The following is a 25,987-nucleotide window of genomic DNA, read 5'->3' as shown; positions in this document are numbered from 1 at the left end:
CCCGGACCTGCCTTTCTAGTTCAGTTAATGGTTTCTATTCACTCTGAAATCCAGGTTTGATGACCTTCAGCCCCTCGGTCACAGCAGGTTCGTTCTGCCGCAGCCGCTGCTTCATTTGCTTGAAGCTGATGAAGGTTTTGTGGTCCTCATCCCAGAGACGGTATTTCAAGGCTTGCAGACTGGTGCCCAGCGTAATGGTTGTCGCCTTTTGCAGTGACGGGCTGGCATTGTGGGCCAGCTCCAGATTATAGTTAGGCACCTTCGGGCTTAAGTGATGCACATGGTGAAAACCGATATTGCCGGTGATCCACTGCAGCAGCTTCGGCAGCTTATAATACGAGCTTCCTTCTACAGCAGCGTTCACGTAACTCCATTCCTCATCATGCTCGAAATAGGTATGTTCAAACTGGTGCTGCACATAGAACAGCCAGATGCCGAGGAATCCGGACACGAACACGATCGGCAGCTGTACCAGCAGGAACGCCTGCCAGCCAATAAGCAGAATGAGACCCGTGTATAAACCCACGATAGAGACGTTGGTCAGATACGTATTCATCCGTTCCTTGCGTCTTGCACCCTTGGCATTGAACCGGTACTGGATCAGGAAAACGGCAATCGGTCCGATAACGAACAGAACCAGCGGATTGCGGTAGATCCGGTAATACAGCCGCTGCAGCGGCTTCGCAGCCACATATTCATCCACTGTCATAATCCAGATGTCGCCGATGCCTCTTTTGTCCAGATTGCTGCTTCCGGCGTGATGAATCGAGTGACTGTGCTTCCACTGACGGTAAGGGACCAGGGTAAGCACACCGGTGATCGTTCCGAGAATATCATTCGCCTTGCGGTTCTTGAAGAACGACCCGTGACAGCAGTCATGAAAAATAATAAAGGTGCGGATGACAAATCCGGCGGCCGGAATGGCAAACAGCAGCGTCAGCCCGTAAGACACGGATAAGCTGAAGTATGCGGCGGCCCATAACAGCACCAGCGGTCCAAGCGTGTTGATGAGCTGTTTTATGCTCGTGTTGCGGTCTGTTTTTTCGTAAGGGGCTACGCTTTTCTTCAAGGTGGAGAGCTGGGGTATGTTGTTATTGTTATGGTGGTGGTGGTTGTTCATCGGGATCAGTTCCTCCTAGGATGCATCCATTCAAGGATACTTCATGTAATGTCATTATAGAGGAGGAAGTATCACCCCCGTAAGTCATAAACATCAACTCTGATGTATGACATTTGTCATAGTCGCCCTGAAAGGGAGGGTTGTTGTTCAGCTTCATTCGCTCGAACCATCGGCAGCAGAATCAGCATCGCGATCAGGAATAATGCACCGCTGACGGAGAACACCACAGACAGGGAGAGAATGCCTGCAAGATAACCTGCGATTGACATGCCAATCACCATGAAGCCCATGAACATCGGCCCCATAATTCCGCCAACCCTGCCCATAAAGGCCGACTCGGTATTTCGCAGCAGCAGTGTGTTGATGCCGATATGGATACACGGGTAAAAGAATCCGCTCACTGTCTGCAGGGCAAGCGTTAGCGCGGTATGATGCGACCAGCCTACACCTGTTGTTCCGGCAGCACTGACCAGCAGACCTAAGGACAACATGGTTTGTGGTTTCATAGTTTTGCCTTTACTCATAATAAACATTCCCCCGAGGAGCATCGCCGCCCCGTTCGCCATCATAATCCACTGCAGGAATCCTTTGTCCTTGCCCAGATTCTCAATAATGATGAAGATGCTCAGCGGCTGGGTCAGCCCGGCGGCAAGTCCCGCGAAGGCAAAGGCCGCTCCAAGATTCCTCAGCACCCGGTTAGAGCGCACATAATCCAGTCCCGATTTCATCTCAGCCAGGAATCCGCTCCGGGAACGCCCGCCTTCGTCAGAGGTATCCGTGGGCAGCAGGCCCAGAATGAGCGATGAGCCGATGAACATGCCGCCCATCACGATAAGCGATACTTCAATTCCGTAGTGTCCATAGATAAATGTACCGAATGCCGGACCAATCACCATGAAAAAGGCCGTCATCGACTGGAACATGGCCATCACACTCTGCAATTGCTCTTCAGGCACATGCTGCTTGAACAGCTTCATGGCGGAAGGCTGTGAGAATTGGGACAGAATGGCCGAAGCCAGTGTTGCCAGCAGCAACGCTTTCCATGATCCTGACATGACCACCAGCAGTACCACAAAGACTGAACAGGCAGACAACAGATCGCTTAACATCATTGTCCGCTTGGGCCGCCAGCGGTCTGCGAAGGTTCCTCCGATAATGGCAAAAATAAAAATCGGCGCATATTCAACCACCGAAATAAGCGAGACATAATAAGGGTCATTCTGCGTAATATCCGTTACATACAGCAGAATCGCAAAATTCCTCACCCAAACCCCGAGCTGAAGCAGCACCCTGGACAGCATAATCGTCCGTACATACTTGTTACTTAACACGTTAACATCCTCCGCATTTCATATTTGACTAAATAGATATATATCTAATCTGTTTATTAATATATAGATGTTTTATTTATTTGTCTATATATTTAAAGATAATGTTTCCATTCGTCTACGAATCTCTTTGTAGCAGCATGATTAGCCGGTCCAACACATGAGCAGTTATGATGAATGAAAAGCAGCCCCTAGCCCCTGTTCGCCATCTTAGTTGGATTTTATACACTTAATAAATTCGTTTCTCTTTCCATAAGAAGAGTAAGTGGATTTTTGTCATCTAATTCGCCCCCATTCCGCTAAAGCTCCAATTTCGCTCCCAGTAAGTGTTGTTTATCCAACTGCTTCACCGGTTTCAATGATTTCGGCTGAAATAGTTGGAGTTTTTCCACTTATATAAGACGCACTTAAGATTTGAACTTGAAGCTTCGCCGTCACTGCGGTGAACATTTGGACTTTCGGCCGCTGTTGTCCCCAGATTTCTTGATTTATTCCGCTCTTCGCGGTGGAAATCCGGTGACAAAGGCGGTCGCTATCGCTCCTACAGTTCCAAATTTCCCCTCCGCTTCTTTTGCTTTTTGTTTATTTCTTTAGTGCTTCTTACTTAGCAGCTTCCTCGAAGCAGGCACAGGCGGGCAGCGAATTAATCAGCAGTAAGAGGCTTGAATAGGCTCGACGCCTCGAACGACAAAAAAAGCACCCATTAGCTTAGGTGCTTGGGTGCTTCGGTGCTTCGGTGCTTCGATTCTTAGTTGCTCAGATTCTTAGTTGCTCAGATTCTTAGGCGGTACCCTTATTCGGCCTTTATGTATATCCTGCGTTCATGCAGCTTCCTGCCCGCCGGTCTGTCAGGCCTGCTTCACATGCTCCTCCCGATACTCTGTGGGGGTCTTGCCCGTTGCCTTCTTGAACACTTGAGTGAAATACCGCGGGTCCTGATAGCCGACAAGCGGCGCAACCTGATAGACCTTCACATTGCTGCTCCGCAGAATGTACTTGGCATTCTCCATCCGGCAGTGGGTGACAAATTCCAGGAACGTGTATCCTGAGATTTGTTTGAACAGGGTGCAGAAATGGCTGATGCTGAGATCCGCCACCTCAGACACCTCTTCGATGCTGAGATCCTTGTGGTAATTGGCTTCAATATACCGTTTGACCTTCTCGATGATACTCCGCCCGTCTTCGCGGCCTGCGGTCCCCCGGCTCTGCTCCAGCCAGTCGCGGAAGGTTGACTTCAGGACATTCATCATGTCCGGCAAGCTGCCCAGTCCGTTCAGCCTGCTGAGCAGCCCTTCAATGGACCAGTCATTATGTGTGTTCAGATGCTCGAACTGCCGGTACAGCACCACGCTCATCTCAATCATCAGCCGCTCGGCCAGCGGCTGCGGCAGACTCTGGGCTTCGATGAATACGGACATCTCATCGAATAGGGCCAGCATACGCTCCAGGTTCAGGGTGCGGATACTCTCAATCAGCGAATGCTCCAGCTCCTTCGGATATTGCACCTCACGGCTGCCGCCCGCCGCCGTCTCTTCTTCAAGGAAGACCCCGGCCTGGCCGGAATAGAAGCGCCGGTATAATGCCTGGGCGGCCAAGGGATAGACCGTGCTGAGCTGATCAATTCCCCGGGTGCTTCTGCTGATGCCGACAGAACAGTTCAGCTTGGAGTAGCGCTTGATCCCGGCAATCAGCTGCTCCCCAAGCTCCCTCTTGCCGGTACCGGGGCTGGCCGGGAAGAGCAGAATCCATTCCCCGTTATAGAACGGAAAGATGGAGAGCGCCCCGTTCTCCAGCGACCATTCCTCCAGAATGTTGCGCACGGCAAACAGCCACAGACGCTTCTCTTCGGCACTCCATCTCGCCGTCAGTCCGGCGTAGTCATCCAGACGGACCACCGCCATGAAGTATTCGTCCTCCAGCTCACTGTTCTCCAACCACTTCAGATGCTGGAGCGGCCGCGGATTGCCGAGCGTGAACTCAGCCAGCATCCGCTCACGGGCAAGCAGCGATAAGTTCTGCACAGAGAGCAGCAATTGCTCATTCTCTTTCTGCCGGTCCAGCCGTTCCCTCGCCCGCTTGAGCATTTCCGCCAGCTCATCATGGTCAATCGGCTTCAACAGGTAATCAAACGCGCCCAGCCGCAGGGCTTCCCTGGCATATTCGAACTCCCCGTAGCCGCTGATGAAGATGAAGATCAGCTTGGCGCTGCGCGGCAGCACCTCTTTCATCAGAGCGATTCCGTCGATCACCGGCATGCGGATATCGCTAATAATGATCTGCGGCGAGGTCTCCTGAATCAGCTGCAGCGCAACTTCCCCGTTCTTCGCTTCCCCGACAATGCTCAGACCCAGCTCATCCCATGGAATGGCAACCTTCAGGCTGCGCAGAATAATCGGCTCATCATCTACGAGCAGGACTTTATATTTCTCCTGATGCTCCTTCATCTCATACCCCCCAGGCTTATTGATCGGACGAACTACGGATCAGATTCCAGTATTGCTTGGACGCATCCTGCAGCTGCTTCAAGGCCAGGTCTGCCTGCAGCCCTCCGTCAATCATCTCTTCGATGACACTAAGGAAAGTCTTCTTCACTTCAGGTGATAACAGGTTATCATAAGGAACGAAGCTCTGGTGATTCTCCTCCATCATCTCCATGACCTGGGCGAAGACCGGTCCGGTCTTATCGGGATCGAACGCAATCCGCATGGATGGGATTCTAAGTCCTTCATATACAATCCGCGTCTGAATCTCCTTCGTGTAGAAGCCCTTCATCAATTCAAGCGCTGCTTCCCGCTTCGCTCCGCTAAGGCTTGAAGAGAGTCCGATGCCGATCGTATAACCGCCCGCTATCGACGGCTCTGTCCCCGGAGCCAGCACAGGAAACGGAATAACACCGACCTGCGTCTGGAATTCCCCGGGCGCTGCCGCACCTGAGAACAGATTGATATCCCAGTTGCCGTTCAGATACATGGCGGCCTTGCCTTCTGTGAACAGGCGGACCGCGTTCTCCGTGGAGGTGTCATTGGAGCCTTTGCTGAAGTAGCCCGCTGCCACCCAGCGGTTCAAATGCCGGAAGGCCTCCAGGTAGCTGCTGTTCTGGAAGCTGGACTGATCCTCGCCTGTAACCAGCTTCTGGATCAGCTCCGGTCCGGCGTAGCGGTCCATCAGGTAATGGGCAAAAATCCCGGCAGGCCAGCGGTCTTCATTCCCCAGCGCAAACGGGATATACCCTGCCGCCTTCAGCTTCGCCATGGCGGCATCCAGCTCCGCTACTGTGGCCGGAATGCTGATTCCGAGCTTGGTGAAGATGCTTTTATTGTAATAGAGCGGTTCTGCATTCCCCTCAATCGGCAGCCCGTAGATATGCTTATTGAACGTCCAGAGATGCAGATCCTTGAACTGATTACTCAGTCCGTTCCCGATAGTGAAGTCAGTCAGATCCATCAGCCGGGCCGAACGCACGTAAGGCTCTATCTCCGCCCCGCCGAACAGAACGAACATATCCGGCGGTGTCCCGGTAACCATCTCACTCTTCAGCTTCTGCTCCCGGTGAATATTCTGATCCAGCCCTTCAAAGTTCACCTTCACGTTCGGATGGCTCTCCTGATAGCTGCGCACCACCTCCTCGAAGATGGCCAGCAACGGCCGGTCATGCTCCTTGATCCAGAAATGCCGGAACGTCAGGGTGATTTTCTCGGGCGAGGTATCCTCAATCTGCTCCCGGTCCTCCATCATAATGAACCATACGGCACCGGACATGAGCACAATATAGAGCAGAATCCACCCCCAGTTGATCAGCCATCTTACCATATGCCGCTGGTCTTTCATTTGGCTTCTCCCTCTCATGACGGTTGTATCCTCGGAATCCGGATGCAGATGGCTGATCCGAAGCCCGGAGAGGAACAGACCAGAATGCCATAGGGATTGCCGAACCGGATGTTCAGGCGCTCATGCACATTCTTCAGCCCGACCCCGCTGTCGCTGTATTTCTTGGGGTTGCTTCGCTCCTTGTTCCACTGGCTCATCAGGACCTCAAGATCGAAGCCGGGGCCGTTGTCCTTCACAATAATGATAATATCCTTGCCGTTCTCCTGGGCAGTGACCGTTATCGTCCCTTGCTCCTCCATCTGCTCAATGGCATGATACAAGGCGTTCTCTACAATCGGCTGAACAATCAGCTTCTGGGTCATTACGTATTTCAGCGGCTCGGGCAGCTCAAGCTGATAGGAGAATTTGTCTTCAAAACGGAATTTCTGAATATCCAGATAATGCCGGACATGCTCGAATTCCATCTGCAGCGGGATCAGCTCCTGATTCTGGCTGATGCTGATCCGCAGCAGCCTGCCGAGCGAGATCACCATTTTGCTGATATCCCTGTTGCCTGCCAGCACTGCCATGGAGTTGATCGACTCTAATGAATTATAGATAAAATGCGGATTAATCTGGGCCATCAGCGCCTTCATCTCCGCTTCTTTCTTGCGCCCCTGCTCTGTCTGTACCTGTTCTATCAGCTCGTTGATCTGTGAGCTCATCCGGTTGAAGCCGTCAATCAGGGAATCGCTCTCATCATTGGCCCGCAGAGGTACGGTGATCGGGGTGAATATCCCCTGCTTCACCCGTTTCATGCCGTTCACGGCACTGTTAATGCTGCGGACCAGCCTGCGGATGAAATAGTGATCGAACAGAAAGGCGGACAGCAGCGACACCATCCCCAGAATAATGGCAATATTGCGGATCGAAGCCGACTCCGAGGAGATCAGATTCATCGGTGTAATCGCTGCCAGAAACCAATCCGAATTATGTGAAGGCAGGAAAGTGATCAGAGACCGCTCCCCTTGATAATTGTCGATGTAATAGTCCTGCTCCTGTGTATAATTCTCCTGCAAAAAAGGAAAATCCGTCCGTTCTCCGATATGCTCACCGGACTTGTTAAAGACGATATTGCCCTGCTTGTTCACCAGCAGGATATCCCCCTTCTTCAAGGTGGCTGCCTCCCAGAAGATCTGATCAAGCAGATCCGGCTTGACGTACACCACCAGATAGCCGATATCCTCCAGTGAATAGTAATCCTTAATCACTCTGGCATGGATGAGCACCGGCTTATCGCCGCTTACCGAGCCGTTCTCCCCGGGACCGGACCAGACAGGGCGCCCTTCGGCACCTTCCATGGCTCCGAACCAGACCTGCTTATGCATATCTGCAAAAGACATCGGCGCATTGTATTGATAGAGCAGCCGGTCTTTGCCGTACAGGCTGAAGGAAGTGATCATCGGATGGTTGATCAGCAGATTGTTGATTTCCTGCTTGCGGTCATAGGTCAGAACGAAATTTTGCTGCTTCAGCGATTGCTGAATCGCCGGCTGCGTAATGGCTGAATTGGTTATGGAGGAAATCTCACTGAGCGCGAACTTCAGCTTGCGGTCCGTCTCCAGCAGGGAGATCCAGTAGAAATTGCTTGATTTTTTCTCCATGGCGTTGGAGAAGTTGACATACGTAACAATCCCCATGACAATCACGGGTATGAAAACAAGAAGAATAATAGCGAACAAGATTTTGCGGCGGAGCTTCATGGTCTGTCCCTTCCTCCTGCTGTCTCTGTCCAAATAGAAGAATTCATAGGTTTCACACGATACCTTATCCTTCTATTTCTCGCTGAAACGAATGCCGCCCTTTACAAGGACGGCAAAGCTGTTTCCACTTGATTATTATTCTTCACAGCATTCTGTATTTCCTCTTGCTTACATGAATAGATAGATTAGCTCTTGATGGCTCCGGAGGTCAGACCGGCGATCACCCAGCGGCTGAACAGCAGGAAGACCACCAGCAGCGGCAACGTTGCTGTGAAGGTCGCCGACATAATCATTCCGTAATCAAGACCGTCACGTGTAGTGAACAACTGCTGCAGGGCAATCTGAATCGTGAAATTCTCCTTGTTCTTCAAGACCACCAGCGGCCAGAAGAAGTCATTCCATACCGTCATGAAATTAAGAATTCCCAGGGTAGCCATTGCCGGTGTAATGACCGGAACCGCAATTTTCCAGAAGATCCGGAAGTGGCCGCCCCCGTCAATGCGTCCGGCTTCAATCAGCTCGGTAGGCACAGCCGAAGATATGTACTGCCTCATCCAGAAGATCCCGAAGGCATTCACCATGGCCGGGACAATCAGTGCCTTGAAGCTGTCAATCCAGTGAAGCTTGGCCATAATGACATAGGTTGGCAAGACGCCGAGCTGCTGCGGAACGATCAGGGTAGCAATAACGAACACGAACAGCACGTTTTTACCGGGGAATTCATATTTGGCGAACGCATAACCGGCTAGTGTACAGAAGAACACCACCGAGATTGTCACCATGGACGATACGAACAGCGAGTTGCCGAGCGCCTGGAAGAAGTCCGACTTCTCCAGCACACGCTTGAAGTTGTCGAAGAACTGATCTCCTACGGTCAGCAGCGGCGGGACATGGAACACGGCTCCCTTGTCATTGGTACCAACCACAAACATCCAGTAGAACGGGAAGATGGAGACCAGCGCCCCGAGGATCAGCAGACAATAGAAGCCCAGCTTGCCGAAGAAGCCGAGGTCATCCGGTTTTTTTCTGAACATACGCAGTGTGCTCACGCTTTTTTCCCTCCAGTCTCTCTGCCGCCGCTTCTGGAGATCAGCATATTCAAGACAGAGAACAGAATCGTAACGAGGAACAGCAGAACTGCCGTCGCCGCCGCTGTGCCGAAGAATCCGTTGCGGAATGCTTCGCTATACAAATAAGTAACCATCGTAATTCCTTCCTGCCGGGTAGAACCGGTTCCCGATTGGCCCAGGAAGACATAAGGCTCTGTGAAGAGCTGGAGCGCCCCAATGGTCGATTGCAGGGATACGAAAATAATAAACGGCTTGAGCAGCGGCAGGGTGATGGAGAATAGCTGCTGTCTGCGGTTAGCCCCGTCAATTTTGGCGGATTCGTACAGATCCATCGGAATACTCTGCAGTCCTGAGAGAAACAGAATGGCATTGTAGCCCGTCCAGCGCCACATCACCATGGTGGAGATGGCAATTTTGACCCCCCACCAGCCGGAGTTGAAGGCCATGCTGTCGATTCCCATTCCATTCAGCAGCCAGTTGATCATCCCGTTGTTGCCGAACAGCGTGCTGAATACCAGCGTAACGGCAACGATTGAAGTGATATTGGGCATGAAGTACAGAATGCGGAAGGTCTTTTTGAATTTGGTCATCCCCGAGTGCAGCAGCACAGCCAGAAGCAGCGCCAGAATGACCTGCGGTACGGTGCCCATCAGCCCCATAATCAGCGTATTGCTGAAGGAGATCCAGAAGGTCGGATCACTGGTGATGAGATCATAGTTTTTGAAGCCTACGTATTTCATGGGACCGAGGGCATCCCACTTGAAGAACGATAAATAGAATGTGAAGAAGATTGGATACAGTCCGAATATCGAGAACAGAATAAAGAACGGTGAAATGAATGTATATGCAGTGATGCGGCTCCGTCTTTGTTCAGTAAGGAAAGGGCGTTTGCTCTCGGCATGCGGACTCGCGATTACGGGTTCTGCCATGTCACACCTCCAGGGAATTCATAACGCAAGCTAAAACGGCTGTGCCGCCCTTTTATAGGACGGCATCCGTTTCAGCGAGAATTAAAAGGATAAGTTATCGTGTGCACATCAAAATTCTTATATTTGGATGAATCCGGACGTCCGTGGAATGGGATTCCCCGCTGGTTAAGAATTTAGCCGCGCTCTGCAAGAGTTTTCGACTGCTTTACAGCATCTTCCCACTCTTTTGCCGGATCGGCTTTTTTCTCAAGTACGTTTTTGAGCGCATTCTTGAAGAAGGTGTCCGTCTGGTCATGCAGCGGTCCGTAATATACCGGTTTCACGCGGTTAGCCGCTTTACCGAATTCAACAGCCGTCTGCTGGCCTCCGAAGAAGTCATCCTTGAAATCTACGAATGCAGGATCTTCATACAGTGCAGGAATGGAAGGCATCAGGCCTTTGGTCTTGAAGGACTCCAGCTGGTTATCCTTGTTCACAAGCCACTGGATGAAATCATAAGCTTCTTTGGAATGCTTGCCTTCCTTCGGCAGCGTGATGAACGAACCACCCCAGTTGCCGGCTCCTTCAGGAAGCTGGGCAATCTTCCATTTGCCTGAAGAATCAGGCGCGTTACTCTTGATATTGCCAGCCATCCAGGCCGGGCCCATAACCACTGCGAACGAACCGTCATTCATGCCTTGACCCCATTCCGGCGACCAGAGCATTACATTGCTGATCCAGCCTTCCTGAATGCCTTTAACGGTGAAGTCATACGCTTTCTTCACTTGCGGATTGGTGTCGCCGATGAAGCTGCCGTCTGCTTTGCTGAAATAGATCTCGTCGGCAGATTGGTCACGAAGGGCATTGTACGTAAGATCCGTCAGGTCGGAGAAATATTTGCCGGTCTTATCTTTGAATGCTTTGGCAACCGTAGCGAATTTGTCCCATGTGTCAATGGCTGCGCTGAAGCCTTCAGGATCACTCGGCAGGCCGGCTGCTTCAGCCAGATCGGTGCGGTAATAGACTACAGTCGGGCCGATATCTGTTGGAAGTCCAAGCTGGAAGCTGCCGTCGAGGGAAGATGCCTGCTTCCACTTCCAGTCCAGATAGTTCGCTTGGATGTCCTTCGCGCCCAGATCATTCAGGTTGTAGAATTTGTCCTGGGCCCCCAGGAAGCGCTCCATGAAACCGATCTCAAGCTGGAAAATATCAGGTGCGCCCGAACCCGCCGACAAGGCTGTCGTCAGATTGTTGTGGTGAGCAGTCTGGTCCCCGGTGTTCTGTATCTTAATCGTTACATTCGGGTGTTCCTTCGTGTAGGCTGTAGCCAGCTCTTCGTAGTTCACGTTGCCCAGCGTCCAGAAAGACAGTTCCACCTTCTCTGCAGGCTCCGTCATCTCTCCATCTGTTGCCGGTGCAGTTGTACTTGCCTGGTTGTTACCTGTATTTCCTTCAGCAGCTTTATTGCCGCCGTTGTTGCCTCCACATGCTGCGAGTGAACTCATGAGCATGATAGAGACCAGCGTCAGCGCCAGGTTTTTAACTTTTTTCATTCCTCTGTACCCCTCTCAAAGGTTTCTTTTACAAGACTTAGTGTACCGTAGGGAGAAGTTTTTTTTGAGGAGGCAAATTACCGATTTATGGTGGAAATACTTACGATTCTAAAACTGGAGAGTTTTTATCATTACAGTATTTACAAATCATTGTAAATTACCGATAGTTTAAAAGGTAGACGTACAAAGGGGGGATTTTAATGTTTAGATCAAAAAAGCTTCTAATTACCATCGGAATCATCGCTTTATTAGAAATTGCTATTTTTACAGGCATGTCCTTGAGAGAAGCCTTAGGGATGAACTTTCTTCTTGCCTCACTTGCTGTAATTATTTTTTGGTTCGTTGGCATGTTTAAGCCGACCATTGTTCGCCGGGGAAATCGAAAAATAATTACCAAGTATTCTGCTGTTATGTTTATTATATTTTTTATTTTGTTCGTTATTGCAATTCCAAAAGCCTCTCCCTTGGAACAAGCTACTAATAAGACTGATGACCACACAGAAGTTCTCGACACATATGTGCTTAAATCTGAAACAACTCAGAAGAACACTGAACTTACCAGCTTGTCTATGAATGCAAAAACCATTGAAGCAAAGGTCACCGCAGTGACTGATGGTGATACCTTCACAGTCAAATTAGATGGAAAGCTTGAAAAGGTGCGGCTCATCCTAATCGACACTCCTGAAATAAAACCTGTACAGCCCTTCGGGCCAGAGGCGAGTGCGTTTACAACAAAGTTGCTTACGGATAATACAGTCAGACTTGAATTCGATGTATCCGAACGTGACCAGTACGGACGTATCCTTGCTTACGCCTATGTCGATGATAAAATGGTAAATGAATTGCTGCTGGAGAAAGGTCTTGCACGAGTCGCTGTCTTTCAGCCGAATGTGAAAAATGTGGATCAGTTCAGGTCTATCCAGAAAAAAGCCCAAGCAGCAAAATTAGGGATATGGAGCTTAAAAGATTACGCAACTGATAAAGGATATGATGAGACCGTTGTGGCTAAAGCTACTATCCATCCCACTGCCACAATTAAACCGTCACCTAAGCCCACAGCCACACCGAAACCTACCGCTACTAAAAAACCTATTCCAGCTAAAACTCAAAAACCTGCAACTACTAAAAAACCGAAACCAAAAGCAACCCCGCAACCAGTTCAAGATGTTTACTACAAGAACTGTTCTGCTGTGAGAGCAGCCGGTGCTGCGCCGATCTATGCTGGAGAGCCTGGATACTCCAGAAAGCTTGATCGAGAGGGTGACGGAGTAGCGTGTGAATAGATTTAACCCCGGAATAACGATCCGGGGTTTTGTTATGTAATATTCATATCATTTCTAAACTCTGTATTAAATATTTTCCAGTCTTTTGAAAAAGGATTTGATTCCATCATATATGACCATCAAACCAATAATTAAAGCCAAACTTCTTACAACGAACTCAGCAATATAGAGGCTCCCTTGGTATTGCGTTGAGCCGAAAGTATGCCCAGTGATAAATCCTGGTGATATCATTATAAGCACACCTACAACGACACTTGAAATTAGTAATACGACCTTACTCACAAATGTTCCCCTCCCGTTTTCACTCTTCAAAACTAATGTACTGATACGAACAAACATATATATTATATTTCCTAGTATCTCACTTAAAAACACTAATTTGGTAAAAAAAGAAATATTACTAGCATTAAGGGGTTGGCGAACTTCAAAAGTAGATGGACTTGCTAAACCAGTTGTCATAATTCCCTTCATTTTCATATTTCGCACCAAAGTAAGCGTTAAGTGGATTTCTGGCGGGCAGACGGGTATACTGATCGTATTTGCTGAAGCAGCAGTTATCCCTATATAAAGGAGATTTATATCGCATGCCCATTAACCGTCCCTTGCTGACTGACCAGGATCTGCAGGAAGCGATTGACCGCAAGGTGCCTGTCCGCGTCTTTCAGGATGACCATCTGGTGAATTCCGGCGCTACTATAGTGCGGTTTACCGATTCGGATGTTGTAATCCAGTCCCGTGTCAGCGACTTAACCTATTATTCGCGCAGCCGCTGCGAATTCTTCGAAGTCCGGCCTTAAAGGATGACTGTCCGGGCCTTGGACACGTGTGAGCTGTGCGGCCGTTCTCCTCTTGCAACTACCGTTCATCATTTGATCCCCCGCGAGAAAGGCGGCAGCCTGCTCCCGACTGCCCTTCTGTGCAAGGCTTGCCACCGGCAGATTCATGCCTTGTATACCAACAGCGATCTCGTTGTTCTTGGCCTTACGACACTGGAGAGACTGCGCAGCGACCCGCAGATTGCCGCTTATCTGAAATGGATCATGCGGCAGGCGCCGGGCTCCGAACCCAAGCTGCGTAAATCAAAGCGCGTACGAAGCAAACGTTAATCTGCCGGTCAGCAGGATAATGCAGGCGCTCCCAGGATGCAAGCATAGGAACTAAGTCATCCTAACGGATGAATAGGATTACCTTCGCACCAGCACAATGTATGCTGTTTTCCGCATACATTCAGGCCATACCATTCAAAGAGCCCTTATCCGCTAATCCAAACACACCTGGTCCACAAGAGGAGGAAATTATAATTTCCTAAACAACAAAAAGGGTGCCTTCCGAGTTCCGGGAGGCACCTTTTTGCTGCTTTTGCTGAAGGCTCTATGATTTGCTGCAAGATCTTCTGTGGAAAATAGTTCTGCTGCTCCATTGCTTATTTCTTCATGTCGCCATAGGTATTCAGCTTCTCATTCAGAACTTCCTGGAAGCTCTGGACTTTGTCTTCCTGTCTCTGCGCTTTGGGATCAATAACGGGCTGAGGTCTAAAAAACTGATGATTAAAAGCCATTAGATTATGTACGCTCATACTCATTGAGTTCAACCTCCTTCCATAATCTTCACCCAATATTTGCGTGAGTGCGAAACTTCTTATCCCTTATATAAACTGCTCTTTCCAATCCTAAACAGTTTTATCTCAGAAAAATGGAAACGGAATCTTAAAATTATCCCCCTTGAAAATAGCAAAGGCGGACCCAGACTTGAAATAAAGTCCGGGTCCGCCGCTGTACTTTTGAAGTTACATTGAATCCAAGCTCAGAAAGAGTGAACAATTAAATCAGAGTAGGCTGCTATACACCACATAGCTATGGAATTAATTCTTTTCTTTATTTAGAGACAACTCAAAAGATGCAGTAATAGGCTCTAGACGAGAATCAGTAGGCACTGCTGTTATCTCTACAGTCAAGATTAGAGGATCGGGTAAGACGATTTTGCTGATATTCTCCATACCCGTAAGATAATAATGGTTTTCACCCATTTTCACTAATCCTCCTCCAGACGTATCTGAAGCGGTTATATCCTTTTTATTGTTAAAAAGTTTGCAGACTATATTATAATCTTTTAAAATAGTGATCCCTTTTATCTCGTAACCGACCTTAATTTCATCCCTCGTATATGAGGCATATCGTAAGGCAAAGGTTGTGTCTTCGACTATTTGGGTTTGAATCTCAATATTCGGTTCAGGGATAGAAGTCTCCTTAGGTGTATTTGTCCACCCGAAATAACGTGCAGCCAAAAAGCCTAAAATGAGCAAACCAACAATTAGAACAAGTAAGCTTATTCGCTTTTGTCTCATCATGTCACCTCATAAAAATTCGAACCGGATACGGGTTTCGTCAAGGTGATTTTCATCCTATTCATTCATCAGCCTGACTAAATATTTGTAATTCTCTTCAGTAATCCCAAACGAATTCGCGGGGTTCTTGTGATAGAAATCTTCGGCAAATTTTATCATATCCCCGGATACCTGATTGGCCTCAAGAATGTTCTTCTTCCAATATTGAATGCACTTTATCGCTCTTTGGTCCGCCGAAGACAGCTTATGCTCCAGGCAGAAATTCAAATCCTTTAGAAATGTGTTCCAGCCTTTGATATTGAAGGTTTTGCTTAATTTCTGTTCGGGATGATCAACGCGGAATGTTGAACTATCCGTATCCTCTGTGATTTGTGCAAAAAACGGAAGAAGATACGCGGTAATCTCCTGTTGCTCGCTGATCCGCTCCTCAAGAATGGACAAGCGCATTAAACGCAGCTGCAGGTCAGTAATAGCTGCCTCAATCCTACGTTGTTCTGCTTTAATAAAAAGCCGAATATCAAAATCAGTATTATGGATATACTGATTGATCTCCCTTAAAGTCATCCCCATATTTTTAAGAGATATAATCACGAAAATCTTGGAAAAGGAATCTGCATCATAAAACCGGTGACCATACTCGTTGATATATGCCGGGGTGAGCAGGTTAATTTCATCATAGTATTGCAAAGTCCTCACACTTACACCGGTCAATTCGGAAAGCTCTTTAATTTTTATATATTGTTCCATCGTCATACAGTCTACCTATCCTGTTCTCTGAGATGACCTTGGCTAAGTGACGGAACCTGGCCGGAACGCACTTCCAATCCATGTGCTCCAGCTCCTTGGAGTGATAGTTCAATTCATACGCAGCTTTGGAAATGAATGGTTCTACTGCGAACGGTAAGGGCTGCATCAGGATCCCTCTGGAACACCCATCCCCGGCCCATATAAACTGACTGGGAAGCTGCTCGCTCTGAACTGTAAAGTGAGCAAACAGCATCACGACGCTATCCATATTTGCCTCAACGGTCCCTGTGTGTAATCCGGTTTCCCAATTCCCCGTTGTAATAGACACAACCGATTTATTGTCAAACAATTCAGCTACTGTCCCTTTAAATTCATGGATCGTATCTTTATACTCCATCGTGAAATTTGCATCTGTGATCTGACAAAAAACAGAGACCCCTTGAGAAAGACGAAAAGAAAAACTTATCTTTGCATTAACATCATTGATGGAGGAGAGCAGCGTACAACCTGTAATGATCTGCTCCAAAAACCCGCGCATGCAATCCGTCCCTCTAAATTCGCTTAATGCTTGTTCTGCAATCTGACGGGTGTCCGCTAGGACCATTCTGAAGTCCTTGTTTACAGAAAGCATTCTTATGATATTATTCATGTCTATCACCTCTTGAATGAATAATAGGATATCACGCTACGTGATACACAAGCCCTAATTTACATTAAGAGGCTATTAACAGTTACAACGAAAAATCAGTCACGCCTTTCTTAGAGGCATATTTCAGCGTATAGGCTCCTCCGCCCTCAAAGGGCATCGTGGCTATTTTGATCCGGGTAAAATCAAGCCTATGCTCTCTTATAACTTTTTTGATCAGAGCCATCCCCCGTTGTTCATCCGTAACAACACAAAAGAGGTTAAGCACATATTGCTGCGGGTCAGACACCATTCTCCCCATCTCAAACCCGTCCACATAGCCGAGTTCAGCATCTGCCAAAAATAGATTCAGATATTCCGTTACTTTATCCCTCAACCATTCATCGCGCTGGCTCCCTTTAATGCTTTTCAAGGGATATTGTACGACTACCCAGCATTTCTCATTCATTCCAGTTCACTCCCCCGGTCTGATTAGCCCTCAACATGTCTTGCGCAGAAAAAGCCAGCACCCGCACCTGCCTGATTATGTATGTTAACCCTTGGGAGTAATGAAAGGCGGATAATTGTATTTCATACAATTAAAAGGCGGCAAAAAACGGAATGTGCCAGGTTAGCTGTATTCTGTACAATAAAAAATGACCGCAAGTCCACATTTAACGAAAGAAGGGGTTTTTAGCTGTACGAAATACAGTTAACCACCCAGTTAATCCATAATCAATTGATTTAATTGTACGAAATACAGCTAAAGTGTTTTTGCCCCGGAGGGATCACTCTTACAATGTACCTGGTCCCAAGCCTGAGTTCTACGTGTACGAACTGTGGTAGGGACTGAGGTACGCTCCGAATTGCGCGCTATTTGTTCACTGCTGCCCAGGAACCTTCATTCAGCAGCTCCAGCTCGTCACGCTCCAGCCGGAAGGTCATGGCGCCGATATTCTCCCGGGCATGGCGGACCTTGGAAGCGCCCGGGATGGCAACAACGGTGTCGCCATGATAATGAATTAGCCAGTTAAGTGCGACCTGGCCGGGTGTGACCCCGTATTTGTCAGCCAGCGCTGTCAGGGTGGCGATGAGCGGCCTGCTGCGGGCCAGGCTCCGGTCGTCCAGGCCGGACATCATCCGACGGGACCGCGAGACTGCGCTAATCTGCGACGGATCATTGTGGAATCGTCCGGTCAGAATCCCCTGCTGGAGCGGCGAGTAGGCGATAATCGAAATTCCCAGCTCTTTGGCGGCGGACATGATGCCGTTCTGATCAATGCTGCGGTGCAGCAGATTATATTTGACCTGATTGGAGACCAGAGTGAGCCCGTAAGTCTGCAAAATACGGTGCGCTTCCACCATCTGCCTGGCTGAATAATTGCTTACCCCGACGTAGCGGATTTTGCCAGCCTTCACCAGCCCGGCCATCTCCTTCATCTCACTGGCAATCGAGGATAAGGAGAACGGCTGGTGGATCTGGTACAGATCAATTTCCCTGCCGCCCAGGCAAGCAATGCGCTGATCAATTGTAGAGGGAATCGAGCGTGCCGTCCGCAGCATCGGCCACCATTTGGTCGCAATCAACGGTGCAGCATGTGAGCTGCCTTCCTGCTGTAGCTGGTCCAGCACATGAGCCAATGTCTCCTCTGATTTGCCTCCGCCATAAATTTCAGCCGTATCCACCCAGTTCATGCCGCCTTCCAGGCTGACCCGTACGATATCCAGAATATCCGCATCGGTCAGATTGCTCCAGTAACGGCCTACGAAGCCGCTGCCCCTGCTGAACTGCCAGCAGCCGAGTCCCAGCGGCGATACAGATAATTCAGACTGTCCCAGGAAGCGCAGACGGACCTCACTTACAGGTGTTTCCATAGTTCATCCTTCTCTCGGCATATTAGTTGCTGTCTGACCCTCTAACTGTAGTCACAGCTTATGACTTTCCCGGCGCACTGTCAATTACAGCGGAACAGGCGCGGGCCTTGGTCCCGCCGCTGCCCGCACCGGGGAGCCGGACGCTCCTCCTCTACTACCGTAGCCTTGAAAAAGGGGCTTATGGTATAATTACCCTGCCCTACTGTACTAATCCATGCTGGAAGCTTACATAACACAACCATAACGGAGGGAATTCATTATCCATGATTAAAATTCTAGGTTTCCTGCTGCTGTACCGTCTGCTCGGCAATCCATTTCTGGCCCTGATCATTCTGCTCGTCGTTCTATATTTCGTAGACCGCCGTTATGTAGGCATTCTGCCCAGCTTCTCCAAGCCTTTCCGCCGCAGCCGCCAGATTTCCAGACTGCGCTTGACCATTGCACAGAACCCGAACGATGTATCCGCCAAATTCGACCTGGCCCGGCTGCTGATTGAGCGCAAGCGTTACAACGAGTCCAAGGAGCTGCTGATAGCCATCGCCGACCGTTATGAGACCTCCGCTGAATACTGGGTAGAACTGGGCTACGCCAATCTCAAGCTGGGACAGCTTCCCGAAGGAGAAGCCCAGATGCTCAAGGGACTGGAGATCAACCGCAGAGCGCAATACGGGCAGCCTTACCTGCGACTGGCCGAGACCTTCCGGCATGTTGACCATGACAAGGCGCTCCACTATGTGAGCCAGTTCCAGGAGATCCAGTCCTCCTCCAGCGAAGCTTATTATCTGGCAGGCTCCATGTACAAGGCGCTGGGCCGGACGGAGGACGCCAAGCTTGCTTTTAACGAATCACTTGCCGTCTACCGCACCTTGCCCAAATACAAGAAACGCTAGGAACGCGGCTGGGCGCTGCGCAGTTATTTCGCCAAGCTGCGCTGAGCCGCAGATATTAGGAATAGAGGACATGAACCGCAAACAACCTCCGGCTGCTGCACGTTGCAGTGCCCCGGAGGTCGTTTGTTTTATTTTACAGGAACCGTTACCTCAAGTTCAGGAATATAGAGCTTATGCCGGTCTTTCCAGACGTAAGGCTTAATGATGATACTCTCCGGCCTCTTCTCAAAAGGTTCAAAGACACTGCTGCTGGACAGCGTATCCCCGTCACCAGTACCGCTACCTCCAAGCATGACAGCCTCTTGCCCTTGCTCATCCCGCAGCTCAAACCAAATAGTGAAAAGCCCATCTTGCTTGTATTTATCTGGAATAGCTTCTTCAATAGCCTTAGTATCCCCCCCGGGGTCTCCCTTAATTTCAGTTAGCAGCCGGGTTGATGTCTGGCTTAACTCTAGCCGTGTGTACCGCAGATGAATATGATCATGTACCTTGACCTCTCCCGGAACAAGCACAAGATCACCCAACGTATTCTTGCTTACGGGAAACTCAAAGCGGAATGGCTGATCCATTCCATCAATAAGGACAAGCAAGGTGAGATCAAACTGCTCAGGAATTTGCAGATTAGCTCCATCCAGTGCTGTAACAATGATAGAGTCAGGTGCACCCGCACCTCCCGAGGCAAGGCCGTATCCCGTATTGACCGTTTTTCCGTTAACCACAAACTCAATATTATTGATTCCTCCCGGCGGCTGATCCCTGCGGTTGATTAAATCCCACCACGCCTCCGTTTTTTGACCATTGGCTGCCTGAGCACGGGTAAGCACCAATGACAAGCGGCTTCCGTCATACATCTGTTCCGACACACTGATCGTCGTCCCGTCCTGAGTAACGCTCTGCTGAACATTTGTGGTTAGACCTGCTTCGTTTGCTTTTTGAAGCCCGGCATCCCCTACAAGTCTGAATACACTTTCCATGAACGGCAATTGCTTCAGGGTCTCTGCCATTGCTGGAGAGATGAACCCCAGACTAACAATGATCACCAGCCCGGCGGCCACAGATGCGGCACTGATCATCAGCCGGGTCAGCCACCGGGGCATTCTTTTACGTCTGACGTTCTCCTGATGCTCTGGAGTCTCCTCCAGGCTTACCTCATCCCTTTCAATGATCATCCGGTAAGTGTCCTCCATACGTGTGTGCACAGCTTCCGGCAGTTCAGGAAGACTCTCTTCCTTGAGACCTGCCAGCCTGTTCTCCAATGGCTGCTGACTCATTCGTTCACCTTCCTTTCTAGAGGTTGCGAGAGAGATTGATATAAGGTTTTTCTGGCCCGGTGTAATCTGGTTTTGACTGCGCTCTCTGACAGCTCAAGCAGCTCTGCAATCTCCTGCAGCCTCAATCCCTGATAATAATGCAGCTTAACAATCGTCCGCGTTACCTCTTCCAGCCCGCTGATGGCCTGACGCAGATCCATATCTTCTGCGGATGAAGAAGAGGACTCGATGCGCTCCGGCGGCTCGGACATCACTACCACTCTGTCCCGTCTGCGCAGGATCATGTTGCATTCATTGATCAGAATCCGAAACAGCCATGTATTGAAATAAGCCGCTTCTTTCAGTCCTGAGATGGCTTTAAAAGCTTTCAGCACGGTCTCCTGCATGGCGTCTGCACAATCCTCGTCATTTCTGACCATGGACTTCGCCATACTGTACATCCTCCTGTCCAGACTCTTCACCAGTTGGATGAAGACCTCGCTGTCGCCTGCCTGTGCACGCTGGACCAGATCCTCTTGTACGGTATCCAGGGTAGATCTCCTCCCTTCCTTCGGGATGCTGCTGCTTCCCGCTTGTTAGTTGTATATATCTGTTTAGATGAAGCACAGGCACATAAGGTTACCTCAGCACGAACAATTATTTTCTCTTCTTCTTACGTAAACAGCAAAGAGCAGGCTCCATGAAACCGGAAGCCTGCTCTTTATTGTATCCTATCAGATCATCCTGAGCCTTAGAGATTCAGGGATTTCGGCTTCTCCTCCGCAGCCGCCGCGGGGAACGGCCACCAGTTGGCCCGGCCGAACATCCGCACCATCACCGGCACGAAGAACGGCAGGAATACTAGTGCATACAGGGCCAGACCGGACAATACAACCGTGGCAATCTGCATCATCGACAGCACCCCTGAAGGGTACATCGAGGCGAAGGTTCCGCCCAGTATCACAACGGCTGAGAGAATCACGGTTCCCATATTGCGCATGGCGTGGAGAATGGCTTCCCGCACATCCCAGGTTTTATTCTCATTGAAGCGGTCCATCAGGAAGATACTGTAGTCCACCCCGAGCGCTATCAGCATAACGAAGCTGAAGAACGGCGTCGTCCAGGTGATCCCCGAGTAGTTCAGCAGATGGACGAAGATCGCTTCCGTGATGCCCAGTGCCGTAAAGTAAGTGATTAACAATGAGGCAATGATGTACAGCGGCATAATCATCGAGCGGAACAGTACCACCAGGATGATGAAAATACCGCTTAGCATCAGAATGACCGTACGCGTGTAATCCTCATTCGAGATCGTCTGCAAATCGCTGTAGGTGCTGGTCACGCCGCTCATGGCTGTCTCCGCATTCTCCAGCTTGGTGCCGGCCACGGCACGGTCCACCGCTGCCTGAATCTGTCCGACGCTGTCAATAGCCTTCGCGCTGTATGGATTACCAGCGAAAACCACATCCATCGTCATCACCTTGCGGTCTCTGGACAGATAGGTGTCGAACACCTGCTGCATCTCCTTGGCCTTAAGCGCCTCTGCCGGAACCAGGAATCCGCTCAGCTCATCATCCTTGGCGTCCTGAATCTGCTTAAGATAATCCTGTGCGGAACTCAGGCCTCCGGTGATTTGCCCCAGTCCATCCGCACTTTGCGTAAGTCCGTCTGTCAGTTGACCCAGCTGTCCTGTAAGCTCACCGAAGCCGTCGGCAAGCTGCTGCTGACCGCCCTGAAGCTGATCCAGTCCGCTGGTGATGGATGGGAGCTTGCCGGTAATCTGCCCCTGGCCGTCCGCCGCCTGCACAAGGCCGGATTGCAGCTGGCCGATACCGGCCACAAGCTGATCCAGCCCCTTCACCAGCGCCGCCTGGCCTGCCGCCGCTTTGGAGTAACCGGCGTTGGCCTCTGTCAATCCAGCCGCTGCACCGCTGAGCTGATCAGAGATCTGGCCGAGTCCTCCAGCCAAGCCTGCCGCCCCCGTCCCGCTCTGTGTTACCGTGCCTTTGATCGTCTGGTAATTCACATCCTGCAGCAGTTCGGGATAAGCAGCTTCCAGTCCGGTGAACGAGGCACCCAGACCGTTGAGGGCATCAGCCACGCCTTGAAGCTGTGTCTGCAGCCCTGCAAGCCCTCCGTTCAGCGCGGTCAGACCGCTGCCGATCTTCTTGTACCCTTCGAGCAGCGCGGCATTGGCCTGTGCCAGTTGCTTCGCACTGGCCGATGCTTGCGCGAGGCCTGCCTTAATCTCTCCGGCTCCGGCAGAGCCGCTGCGGATACCGCGCTCAATCCGCGACAAGCCATCGCCCAGGGCAGTTATACCTTTCTTAAGCTCGGCTGTTCCTTCTGTCAGCTTCGCACTGCCCGAGGCGGCCTCGGCAAGCTTAGGCCCATTATCCTTCAGCTGCTTGCTTGCTTCGCTCAGCCCGCTCTGGATCTTGGTTAACCCTTCACTGCTCTGATCCAGACCGTCCGCCAGCGTAGCCACCTGAGTAGGAATCAGGAAGTCATTAATTTGCTCCCCGGTGGGCCGTGACATGCTGCGCACAGCCTTGACTCCGTCCACCTTTTCCAGCTCACGGCTGATCTTCTCCGCCAGCCCCATGTATTCAGCGGTATCCATCCGGTCATCGTTCTTGATCACAATCTTGCCCGGCATGGATTCACCCGGACCGAAGCTCTCCGATATAATATTGAATCCTTTGACCGAGGCGTAATTCGGCCCGATCTCATCCATGCTGTTGAAGGATAGCTTCCCGCTGTAGGTGAGCAGGAACGGCACCACAATGGCGGCCACAATCAGCAGCGCAGCCCAGGGTCTTTTGAGGGAGAACGAACCGGCCGCTCCCCAGATCCGGCTCTCGCTATGCTCCAGCTTACCGCGGGACGGCCAGAACAGCTTTTGACCCAGCACCGCCATGAAGAACGGAACGACTGTCACCAGCGCCAGCAGCATCACCGCTATGCCGACCGCCACCGCCACCGCTGAACGGTAGAGCATGAACTTGGACAGCCCGATGGCCAGGAAGCCGACGAAGACCGCCAGCCCCGAATAGAAGACCGTTCCACCGGCTTTCCGGTAAGTGGCAATAATGGCGCTTGTAGTATCCTCAGACTGGACCAGCTCCTCCTTGAACCGGCTGATCAGCAGAATGCAGTAGTCGGTCCCGATCCCGAACATCACGGCCACCATGAAGATCTGGGTGAACGTGGACAGCGGGAAATCAAACCGGTCCACCAAAAAAGCCACAACCGACTGGGAGACGATATAACTCAGCCCTACCGTAAGCAGCGGAACAAACGGAGCCACGAACGAACGGAACACGACGAACAGAATCAGCAGAATAAACACGACTGTGATATATTCCGACTTTTTCAGTCCGGCTTCCGAGCTGGCAATCGTATCCTCCGTAATGAGTCCTTCACTGGTCATATAATGCTCCGCAGTGACGTTACCCAGCATCTCAGCGGCCTTAGCCGGGAGTTCCTTGACTGCCTCCTCCCCGCCTTGCACAGACAACGCAACCATGATCGTCTTGCCGTCCTCCGCAATCAGCGTATCCTTAAGCTCCGGCTGCGAGAAAGGATCTGTAATCGTGCTGAGCTTCAGGGAATCCTTGTTCCCGGCGAGCTGCTCCACCCCCTGCTTGATACTCTCGGTGTCTGCGGCTGCAAGCCCCTCCGGCTTATGGAACACCAGGGCCACCTGATGCACCGTTTCCCCGTCTTTGGCGGCAGCGACCTCCTTCATAATCTCGGCAGCCCTTGAAGAGGTGTAGCCTGCCGGAACCGAGATTTGTCCCTTCTCACGTACCAGCTCAGACATCCCGGGTGCGGTGAGGAATAACACTGCCGCCACAGCCAGCCATACCGCTATAACCGCCCATCTTACCTTCAAAATCGTTCTCAATTGCTTCTCCCCCCAGTGTCCTGCATCAGAAACGCCAGCTTTTCAAACATCACAATAAATTGTTCAATCTTGTCATCCTCGAAGTGGAACAAATAAGGGGAGATTACCTCCTGCATTTGCTTCTCACAGGTACGGTAGACACTCTCCCCATGCGCCGTCATGGTCAGATACACCTGCCTGCGATCATTCTCATCACGGGTCCGCTGAATCATTCCCGCTTCATCCAGCCGGTTAATAATGGCCGTAATCGAGCTTTTGCCAACCGCCACAGCTTCAGCGAGATAGGTGGAGGTGCATTGCTCCTGCCCGGCGATCAGCCTGAGAATCAGGAATTGATCATTCGTCAGCCCTTCTCCAAAAATATCCCGGAGCCGCGCATTGATCTGCCGGGTGACCACCATATAAGCGTCTACGTAGCGGTTGATCCATTCCTCTGCATCTTTCTTCAATGCTACTTCCGCCTTTCTGAATAATAGTTCACGTGTAGAACTGTTTCACAGTAAAACTATATTGTCCGATTCATTAAAAGTCAACTGGTTTTCATGAATTTTACATTGAGATTCATTTGGGATATTCATTGGGCGGTAACTGCCCTTCAAGCGGGATTTCCAGGGAAATGATGGCTACGGTGACTATGATGACTATTGTTGTCCCGCGTCAGCCATTCGGATACCAGACTTGTTGCACATTATGCAGGATTTGTGACGGACCAGCAGGCCGGATTCGAATTTGTTGCACATAACGCAGGATTTCCGGTGATTTGGCGCGATTATACCGAGTATTGTTGCAAAATGCGCAGGATTTCCAGCCGCTTACCCGAATCAAGCTCTGCCGTGTTGTATAATGTGCAGGATTTCCTGCAAGTTGGCTCGCTTGGACGCAAACAACAGCCACCCCGCACCGTAAGTGCAGAATGGCTGTTGTTCAGTCCTGTTTAAAGCAGCTACAGGGTTGCGGTTACGGTTGCGGGTTCGCTTACGCTTACTCTTACGCTACCGCCACCTGCCTTACTCCTCGTCCTCGGTCTCTTCAACCTCGTAAACACAGCGGAACATCTCGATGCCGGCGGTGTTCTCGCCCAGACTGTACACCATGAAGCCAAGGCTGCGGTAAAAGTCTGCGGCAATCTCGTCTTCCGTCTCCGCTACCAGATAACGCGGCTCCCGGGTGGTCACCAGCTCCAGAATCATGCCGCGCGCGTAGCCCTTGCCCCGGTTCTCCGGGAGCACTGCGATGTGGCGGATATCCAGCGAGCCGTCCTCCGTCTCTTCAAATCCTGTGAGCCCGAGCAGCAGCCCTTCCTCTTCCCAGCCGCATAGCTGCATGGCCGCCTGCTCCCTGTATTCTGCCGAAGTACTCTCCAGCGCCTCCGGATCATCTATCACCGCATAAGTCAGCAGCTCATTCACCTGCGGTGTGCCGACAAGCGGCTTCAAATCAATCAACATTAGAGTAACCTCCTTAATTTATAGCTATATAAGACGCACTTAAGAGTGGTACTTGAAGCTGAGTCG

Annotated in this window: 25 protein-coding genes; 5 read left to right on the top strand and 20 right to left on the bottom strand. The window is 50.5% G+C overall.

The window, feature by feature from the left end; translation table 11 throughout:
* Positions 1-34: 34 nt before the first annotated feature.
* The 8 genes from desA to KDC22_RS14080 all read right to left on the bottom strand — a co-directional run bounded on the left by desA (position 35) and on the right by KDC22_RS14080 (position 11,549).
* On the bottom strand, positions 35-1,120 hold the full coding sequence (desA, locus tag KDC22_RS14115) for a Delta(5) desaturase DesA (protein ID WP_211723485.1): 1,086 nt from the start codon (positions 1,118-1,120) through the stop codon (positions 35-37).
* 116 nt (positions 1,121-1,236) lie between these two features.
* Positions 1,237-2,451 carry an MFS transporter gene (locus KDC22_RS14110; protein ID WP_211723484.1) on the bottom strand — a complete coding sequence of 405 codons (1,215 nt, stop codon included), beginning with the start codon at positions 2,449-2,451 and terminating at the stop codon, positions 1,237-1,239.
* 845 nt (positions 2,452-3,296) lie between these two features.
* Complete coding sequence (locus KDC22_RS14105; RefSeq protein ID WP_211723483.1) at positions 3,297-4,892, bottom strand: response regulator; 1,596 nt, start codon at positions 4,890-4,892, stop codon at positions 3,297-3,299.
* A 16-nt stretch (positions 4,893-4,908) separates the two neighbouring features.
* Entirely contained in the window at positions 4,909-6,276 is a 1,368-nt protein-coding gene (locus KDC22_RS14100) for an ABC transporter substrate-binding protein (RefSeq protein WP_211723482.1), read from the bottom strand.
* Between the two features lie 14 nt (positions 6,277-6,290).
* On the bottom strand, positions 6,291-8,018 hold the full coding sequence (locus KDC22_RS14095) for a cache domain-containing sensor histidine kinase (protein WP_211724040.1): 1,728 nt from the start codon (positions 8,016-8,018) through the stop codon (positions 6,291-6,293).
* 185 nt (positions 8,019-8,203) lie between these two features.
* Positions 8,204-9,067 carry a carbohydrate ABC transporter permease gene (locus KDC22_RS14090; protein ID WP_173126504.1) on the bottom strand — a complete coding sequence of 288 codons (864 nt, stop codon included), beginning with the start codon at positions 9,065-9,067 and terminating at the stop codon, positions 8,204-8,206.
* A complete protein-coding gene (locus KDC22_RS14085; RefSeq protein ID WP_173126501.1) occupies positions 9,064-10,017 on the bottom strand; it encodes a carbohydrate ABC transporter permease in 954 nt (317 codons plus the stop codon). The genes KDC22_RS14090 and KDC22_RS14085 overlap by 4 nt, the downstream gene beginning before the upstream one ends.
* Positions 10,018-10,190: 173 nt before the next feature.
* Entirely contained in the window at positions 10,191-11,549 is a 1,359-nt protein-coding gene (locus KDC22_RS14080) for an ABC transporter substrate-binding protein (RefSeq protein WP_211723481.1), read from the bottom strand.
* 200 nt (positions 11,550-11,749) lie between these two features.
* Between KDC22_RS14080 and KDC22_RS33410 the strand changes: the two genes are divergently transcribed.
* Positions 11,750-12,832 carry a thermonuclease family protein gene (locus KDC22_RS33410; protein ID WP_246553564.1) on the top strand — a complete coding sequence of 361 codons (1,083 nt, stop codon included), beginning with the start codon at positions 11,750-11,752 and terminating at the stop codon, positions 12,830-12,832.
* Positions 12,833-12,898: 66 nt separating this feature from the next.
* Here the strand turns inward: KDC22_RS33410 and KDC22_RS14070 are convergent, their stop codons facing one another.
* Positions 12,899-13,291, bottom strand: coding sequence for a hypothetical protein (locus KDC22_RS14070; protein ID WP_211723480.1), 393 nt, complete (start codon positions 13,289-13,291; stop codon positions 12,899-12,901).
* 125 nt (positions 13,292-13,416) lie between these two features.
* On the opposite strand from KDC22_RS14070, the gene KDC22_RS14065 reads away from it, so the two are divergent.
* Complete coding sequence (locus KDC22_RS14065; protein WP_173126492.1) at positions 13,417-13,629, top strand: hypothetical protein; 213 nt, start codon at positions 13,417-13,419, stop codon at positions 13,627-13,629.
* An 18-nt stretch (positions 13,630-13,647) separates the two neighbouring features.
* On the top strand, positions 13,648-13,938 hold the full coding sequence (locus KDC22_RS14060; RefSeq protein WP_425355114.1) for an HNH endonuclease: 291 nt from the start codon (positions 13,648-13,650) through the stop codon (positions 13,936-13,938).
* Positions 13,939-14,255: 317 nt separating this feature from the next.
* On the opposite strand, the gene KDC22_RS14055 is transcribed toward KDC22_RS14060, so the two are convergent.
* The 6 genes from KDC22_RS14055 to KDC22_RS14030 all read right to left on the bottom strand — a co-directional run bounded on the left by KDC22_RS14055 (position 14,256) and on the right by KDC22_RS14030 (position 18,423).
* Entirely contained in the window at positions 14,256-14,414 is a 159-nt protein-coding gene (locus KDC22_RS14055; RefSeq protein ID WP_173126486.1) for a hypothetical protein, read from the bottom strand.
* 279 nt (positions 14,415-14,693) lie between these two features.
* The gene (locus tag KDC22_RS14050; protein ID WP_211723478.1) at positions 14,694-15,179 is read right to left on the bottom strand and encodes a hypothetical protein; all 486 of its coding nucleotides are present in this window, start codon (positions 15,177-15,179) and stop codon (positions 14,694-14,696) included.
* Positions 15,180-15,233: 54 nt separating this feature from the next.
* Positions 15,234-15,929: a MerR family transcriptional regulator gene (locus KDC22_RS14045; RefSeq protein ID WP_211723477.1), complete on the bottom strand. Its 696-nt coding sequence runs from the start codon at positions 15,927-15,929 to the stop codon at positions 15,234-15,236.
* Entirely contained in the window at positions 15,901-16,572 is a 672-nt protein-coding gene (locus KDC22_RS14040) for an Hsp33 family molecular chaperone HslO (protein ID WP_211723476.1), read from the bottom strand. The genes KDC22_RS14045 and KDC22_RS14040 overlap by 29 nt, the downstream gene beginning before the upstream one ends.
* An 82-nt stretch (positions 16,573-16,654) precedes the next feature.
* Positions 16,655-16,981, bottom strand: coding sequence for a hypothetical protein (locus KDC22_RS14035; RefSeq protein ID WP_246553562.1), 327 nt, complete (start codon positions 16,979-16,981; stop codon positions 16,655-16,657).
* 440 nt (positions 16,982-17,421) lie between these two features.
* Entirely contained in the window at positions 17,422-18,423 is a 1,002-nt protein-coding gene (locus KDC22_RS14030) for an aldo/keto reductase (RefSeq protein WP_211723474.1), read from the bottom strand.
* A gap of 263 nt (positions 18,424-18,686) precedes the next feature.
* On the opposite strand from KDC22_RS14030, the gene KDC22_RS14025 reads away from it, so the two are divergent.
* Positions 18,687-19,313: a tetratricopeptide repeat protein gene (locus KDC22_RS14025; RefSeq protein ID WP_211723473.1), complete on the top strand. Its 627-nt coding sequence runs from the start codon at positions 18,687-18,689 to the stop codon at positions 19,311-19,313.
* A gap of 128 nt (positions 19,314-19,441) precedes the next feature.
* Here KDC22_RS14025 and KDC22_RS14020 read toward each other — a convergent pair whose 3' ends face one another.
* The 4 genes from KDC22_RS14020 to KDC22_RS14005 all read right to left on the bottom strand — a co-directional run bounded on the left by KDC22_RS14020 (position 19,442) and on the right by KDC22_RS14005 (position 24,922).
* The gene (locus tag KDC22_RS14020; RefSeq protein ID WP_211723472.1) at positions 19,442-20,584 is read right to left on the bottom strand and encodes a DUF4179 domain-containing protein; all 1,143 of its coding nucleotides are present in this window, start codon (positions 20,582-20,584) and stop codon (positions 19,442-19,444) included.
* Positions 20,581-21,093 (bottom strand): sigma-70 family RNA polymerase sigma factor, encoded by a 513-nt coding sequence (locus KDC22_RS14015; RefSeq protein ID WP_343222042.1) that lies wholly within the window; start codon positions 21,091-21,093, stop codon positions 20,581-20,583. Before KDC22_RS14015 ends, KDC22_RS14020 begins: the two co-directional genes overlap by 4 nt.
* A gap of 221 nt (positions 21,094-21,314) precedes the next feature.
* The gene (locus KDC22_RS14010) at positions 21,315-24,473 is read right to left on the bottom strand and encodes an MMPL family transporter (RefSeq protein ID WP_211723471.1); all 3,159 of its coding nucleotides are present in this window, start codon (positions 24,471-24,473) and stop codon (positions 21,315-21,317) included.
* On the bottom strand, positions 24,470-24,922 hold the full coding sequence (locus KDC22_RS14005) for a MarR family winged helix-turn-helix transcriptional regulator (protein ID WP_173126459.1): 453 nt from the start codon (positions 24,920-24,922) through the stop codon (positions 24,470-24,472). Before KDC22_RS14005 ends, KDC22_RS14010 begins: the two co-directional genes overlap by 4 nt.
* Positions 24,923-25,120: 198 nt before the next feature.
* Here KDC22_RS14005 and KDC22_RS14000 point away from each other — a divergent pair, with 198 nt between their 5' ends.
* Positions 25,121-25,411: a hypothetical protein gene (locus KDC22_RS14000; RefSeq protein WP_211723470.1), complete on the top strand. Its 291-nt coding sequence runs from the start codon at positions 25,121-25,123 to the stop codon at positions 25,409-25,411.
* Positions 25,412-25,480: 69 nt separating this feature from the next.
* Here the strand turns inward: KDC22_RS14000 and KDC22_RS13995 are convergent, their stop codons facing one another.
* Entirely contained in the window at positions 25,481-25,921 is a 441-nt protein-coding gene (locus KDC22_RS13995; RefSeq protein ID WP_211723469.1) for a GNAT family N-acetyltransferase, read from the bottom strand.
* Between the last annotated feature and the right edge of the window lie 66 nt (positions 25,922-25,987).

The organism is Paenibacillus tritici (genome assembly GCF_018207515.1).
Classification (GTDB): Bacteria; Bacillota; Bacilli; order Paenibacillales; family Paenibacillaceae; genus Paenibacillus_AQ; species Paenibacillus_AQ tritici.
Note: the sequence above shows the minus strand (reverse complement) of the source record. Positions and strands in the feature narration are given on the sequence as shown.

What these genes read in the sequence shown, in the direction of transcription:
- desA (WP_211723485.1), bottom strand. Translation starts at nt 1,120, where the DNA reads ATGAACAACCACCACCACCATAACAATAACAACATACCCCAGCTCTCC.
- KDC22_RS14105 (WP_211723483.1), bottom strand. Translation starts at nt 4,892, where the DNA reads ATGAAGGAGCATCAGGAGAAATATAAAGTCCTGCTCGTAGATGATGAG.
- KDC22_RS14100 (WP_211723482.1), bottom strand. Translation starts at nt 6,276, where the DNA reads ATGAAAGACCAGCGGCATATGGTAAGATGGCTGATCAACTGGGGGTGG.
- KDC22_RS14095 (WP_211724040.1), bottom strand. Translation starts at nt 8,018, where the DNA reads ATGAAGCTCCGCCGCAAAATCTTGTTCGCTATTATTCTTCTTGTTTTC.
- KDC22_RS14085 (WP_173126501.1), bottom strand. Translation starts at nt 10,017, where the DNA reads ATGGCAGAACCCGTAATCGCGAGTCCGCATGCCGAGAGCAAACGCCCT.
- KDC22_RS14080 (WP_211723481.1), bottom strand. Translation starts at nt 11,549, where the DNA reads ATGAAAAAAGTTAAAAACCTGGCGCTGACGCTGGTCTCTATCATGCTC.
- KDC22_RS33410 (WP_246553564.1), top strand. Translation starts at nt 11,750, where the DNA reads ATGTTTAGATCAAAAAAGCTTCTAATTACCATCGGAATCATCGCTTTA.
- KDC22_RS14070 (WP_211723480.1), bottom strand. Translation starts at nt 13,291, where the DNA reads ATGACAACTGGTTTAGCAAGTCCATCTACTTTTGAAGTTCGCCAACCC.
- KDC22_RS14065 (WP_173126492.1), top strand. Translation starts at nt 13,417, where the DNA reads ATGCCCATTAACCGTCCCTTGCTGACTGACCAGGATCTGCAGGAAGCG.
- KDC22_RS14055 (WP_173126486.1), bottom strand. Translation starts at nt 14,414, where the DNA reads ATGAGTATGAGCGTACATAATCTAATGGCTTTTAATCATCAGTTTTTT.
- KDC22_RS14050 (WP_211723478.1), bottom strand. Translation starts at nt 15,179, where the DNA reads ATGATGAGACAAAAGCGAATAAGCTTACTTGTTCTAATTGTTGGTTTG.
- KDC22_RS14045 (WP_211723477.1), bottom strand. Translation starts at nt 15,929, where the DNA reads ATGACGATGGAACAATATATAAAAATTAAAGAGCTTTCCGAATTGACC.
- KDC22_RS14040 (WP_211723476.1), bottom strand. Translation starts at nt 16,572, where the DNA reads ATGAATAATATCATAAGAATGCTTTCTGTAAACAAGGACTTCAGAATG.
- KDC22_RS14030 (WP_211723474.1), bottom strand. Translation starts at nt 18,423, where the DNA reads ATGGAAACACCTGTAAGTGAGGTCCGTCTGCGCTTCCTGGGACAGTCT.
- KDC22_RS14025 (WP_211723473.1), top strand. Translation starts at nt 18,687, where the DNA reads ATGATTAAAATTCTAGGTTTCCTGCTGCTGTACCGTCTGCTCGGCAAT.
- KDC22_RS14020 (WP_211723472.1), bottom strand. Translation starts at nt 20,584, where the DNA reads ATGAGTCAGCAGCCATTGGAGAACAGGCTGGCAGGTCTCAAGGAAGAG.
- KDC22_RS13995 (WP_211723469.1), bottom strand. Translation starts at nt 25,921, where the DNA reads ATGTTGATTGATTTGAAGCCGCTTGTCGGCACACCGCAGGTGAATGAG.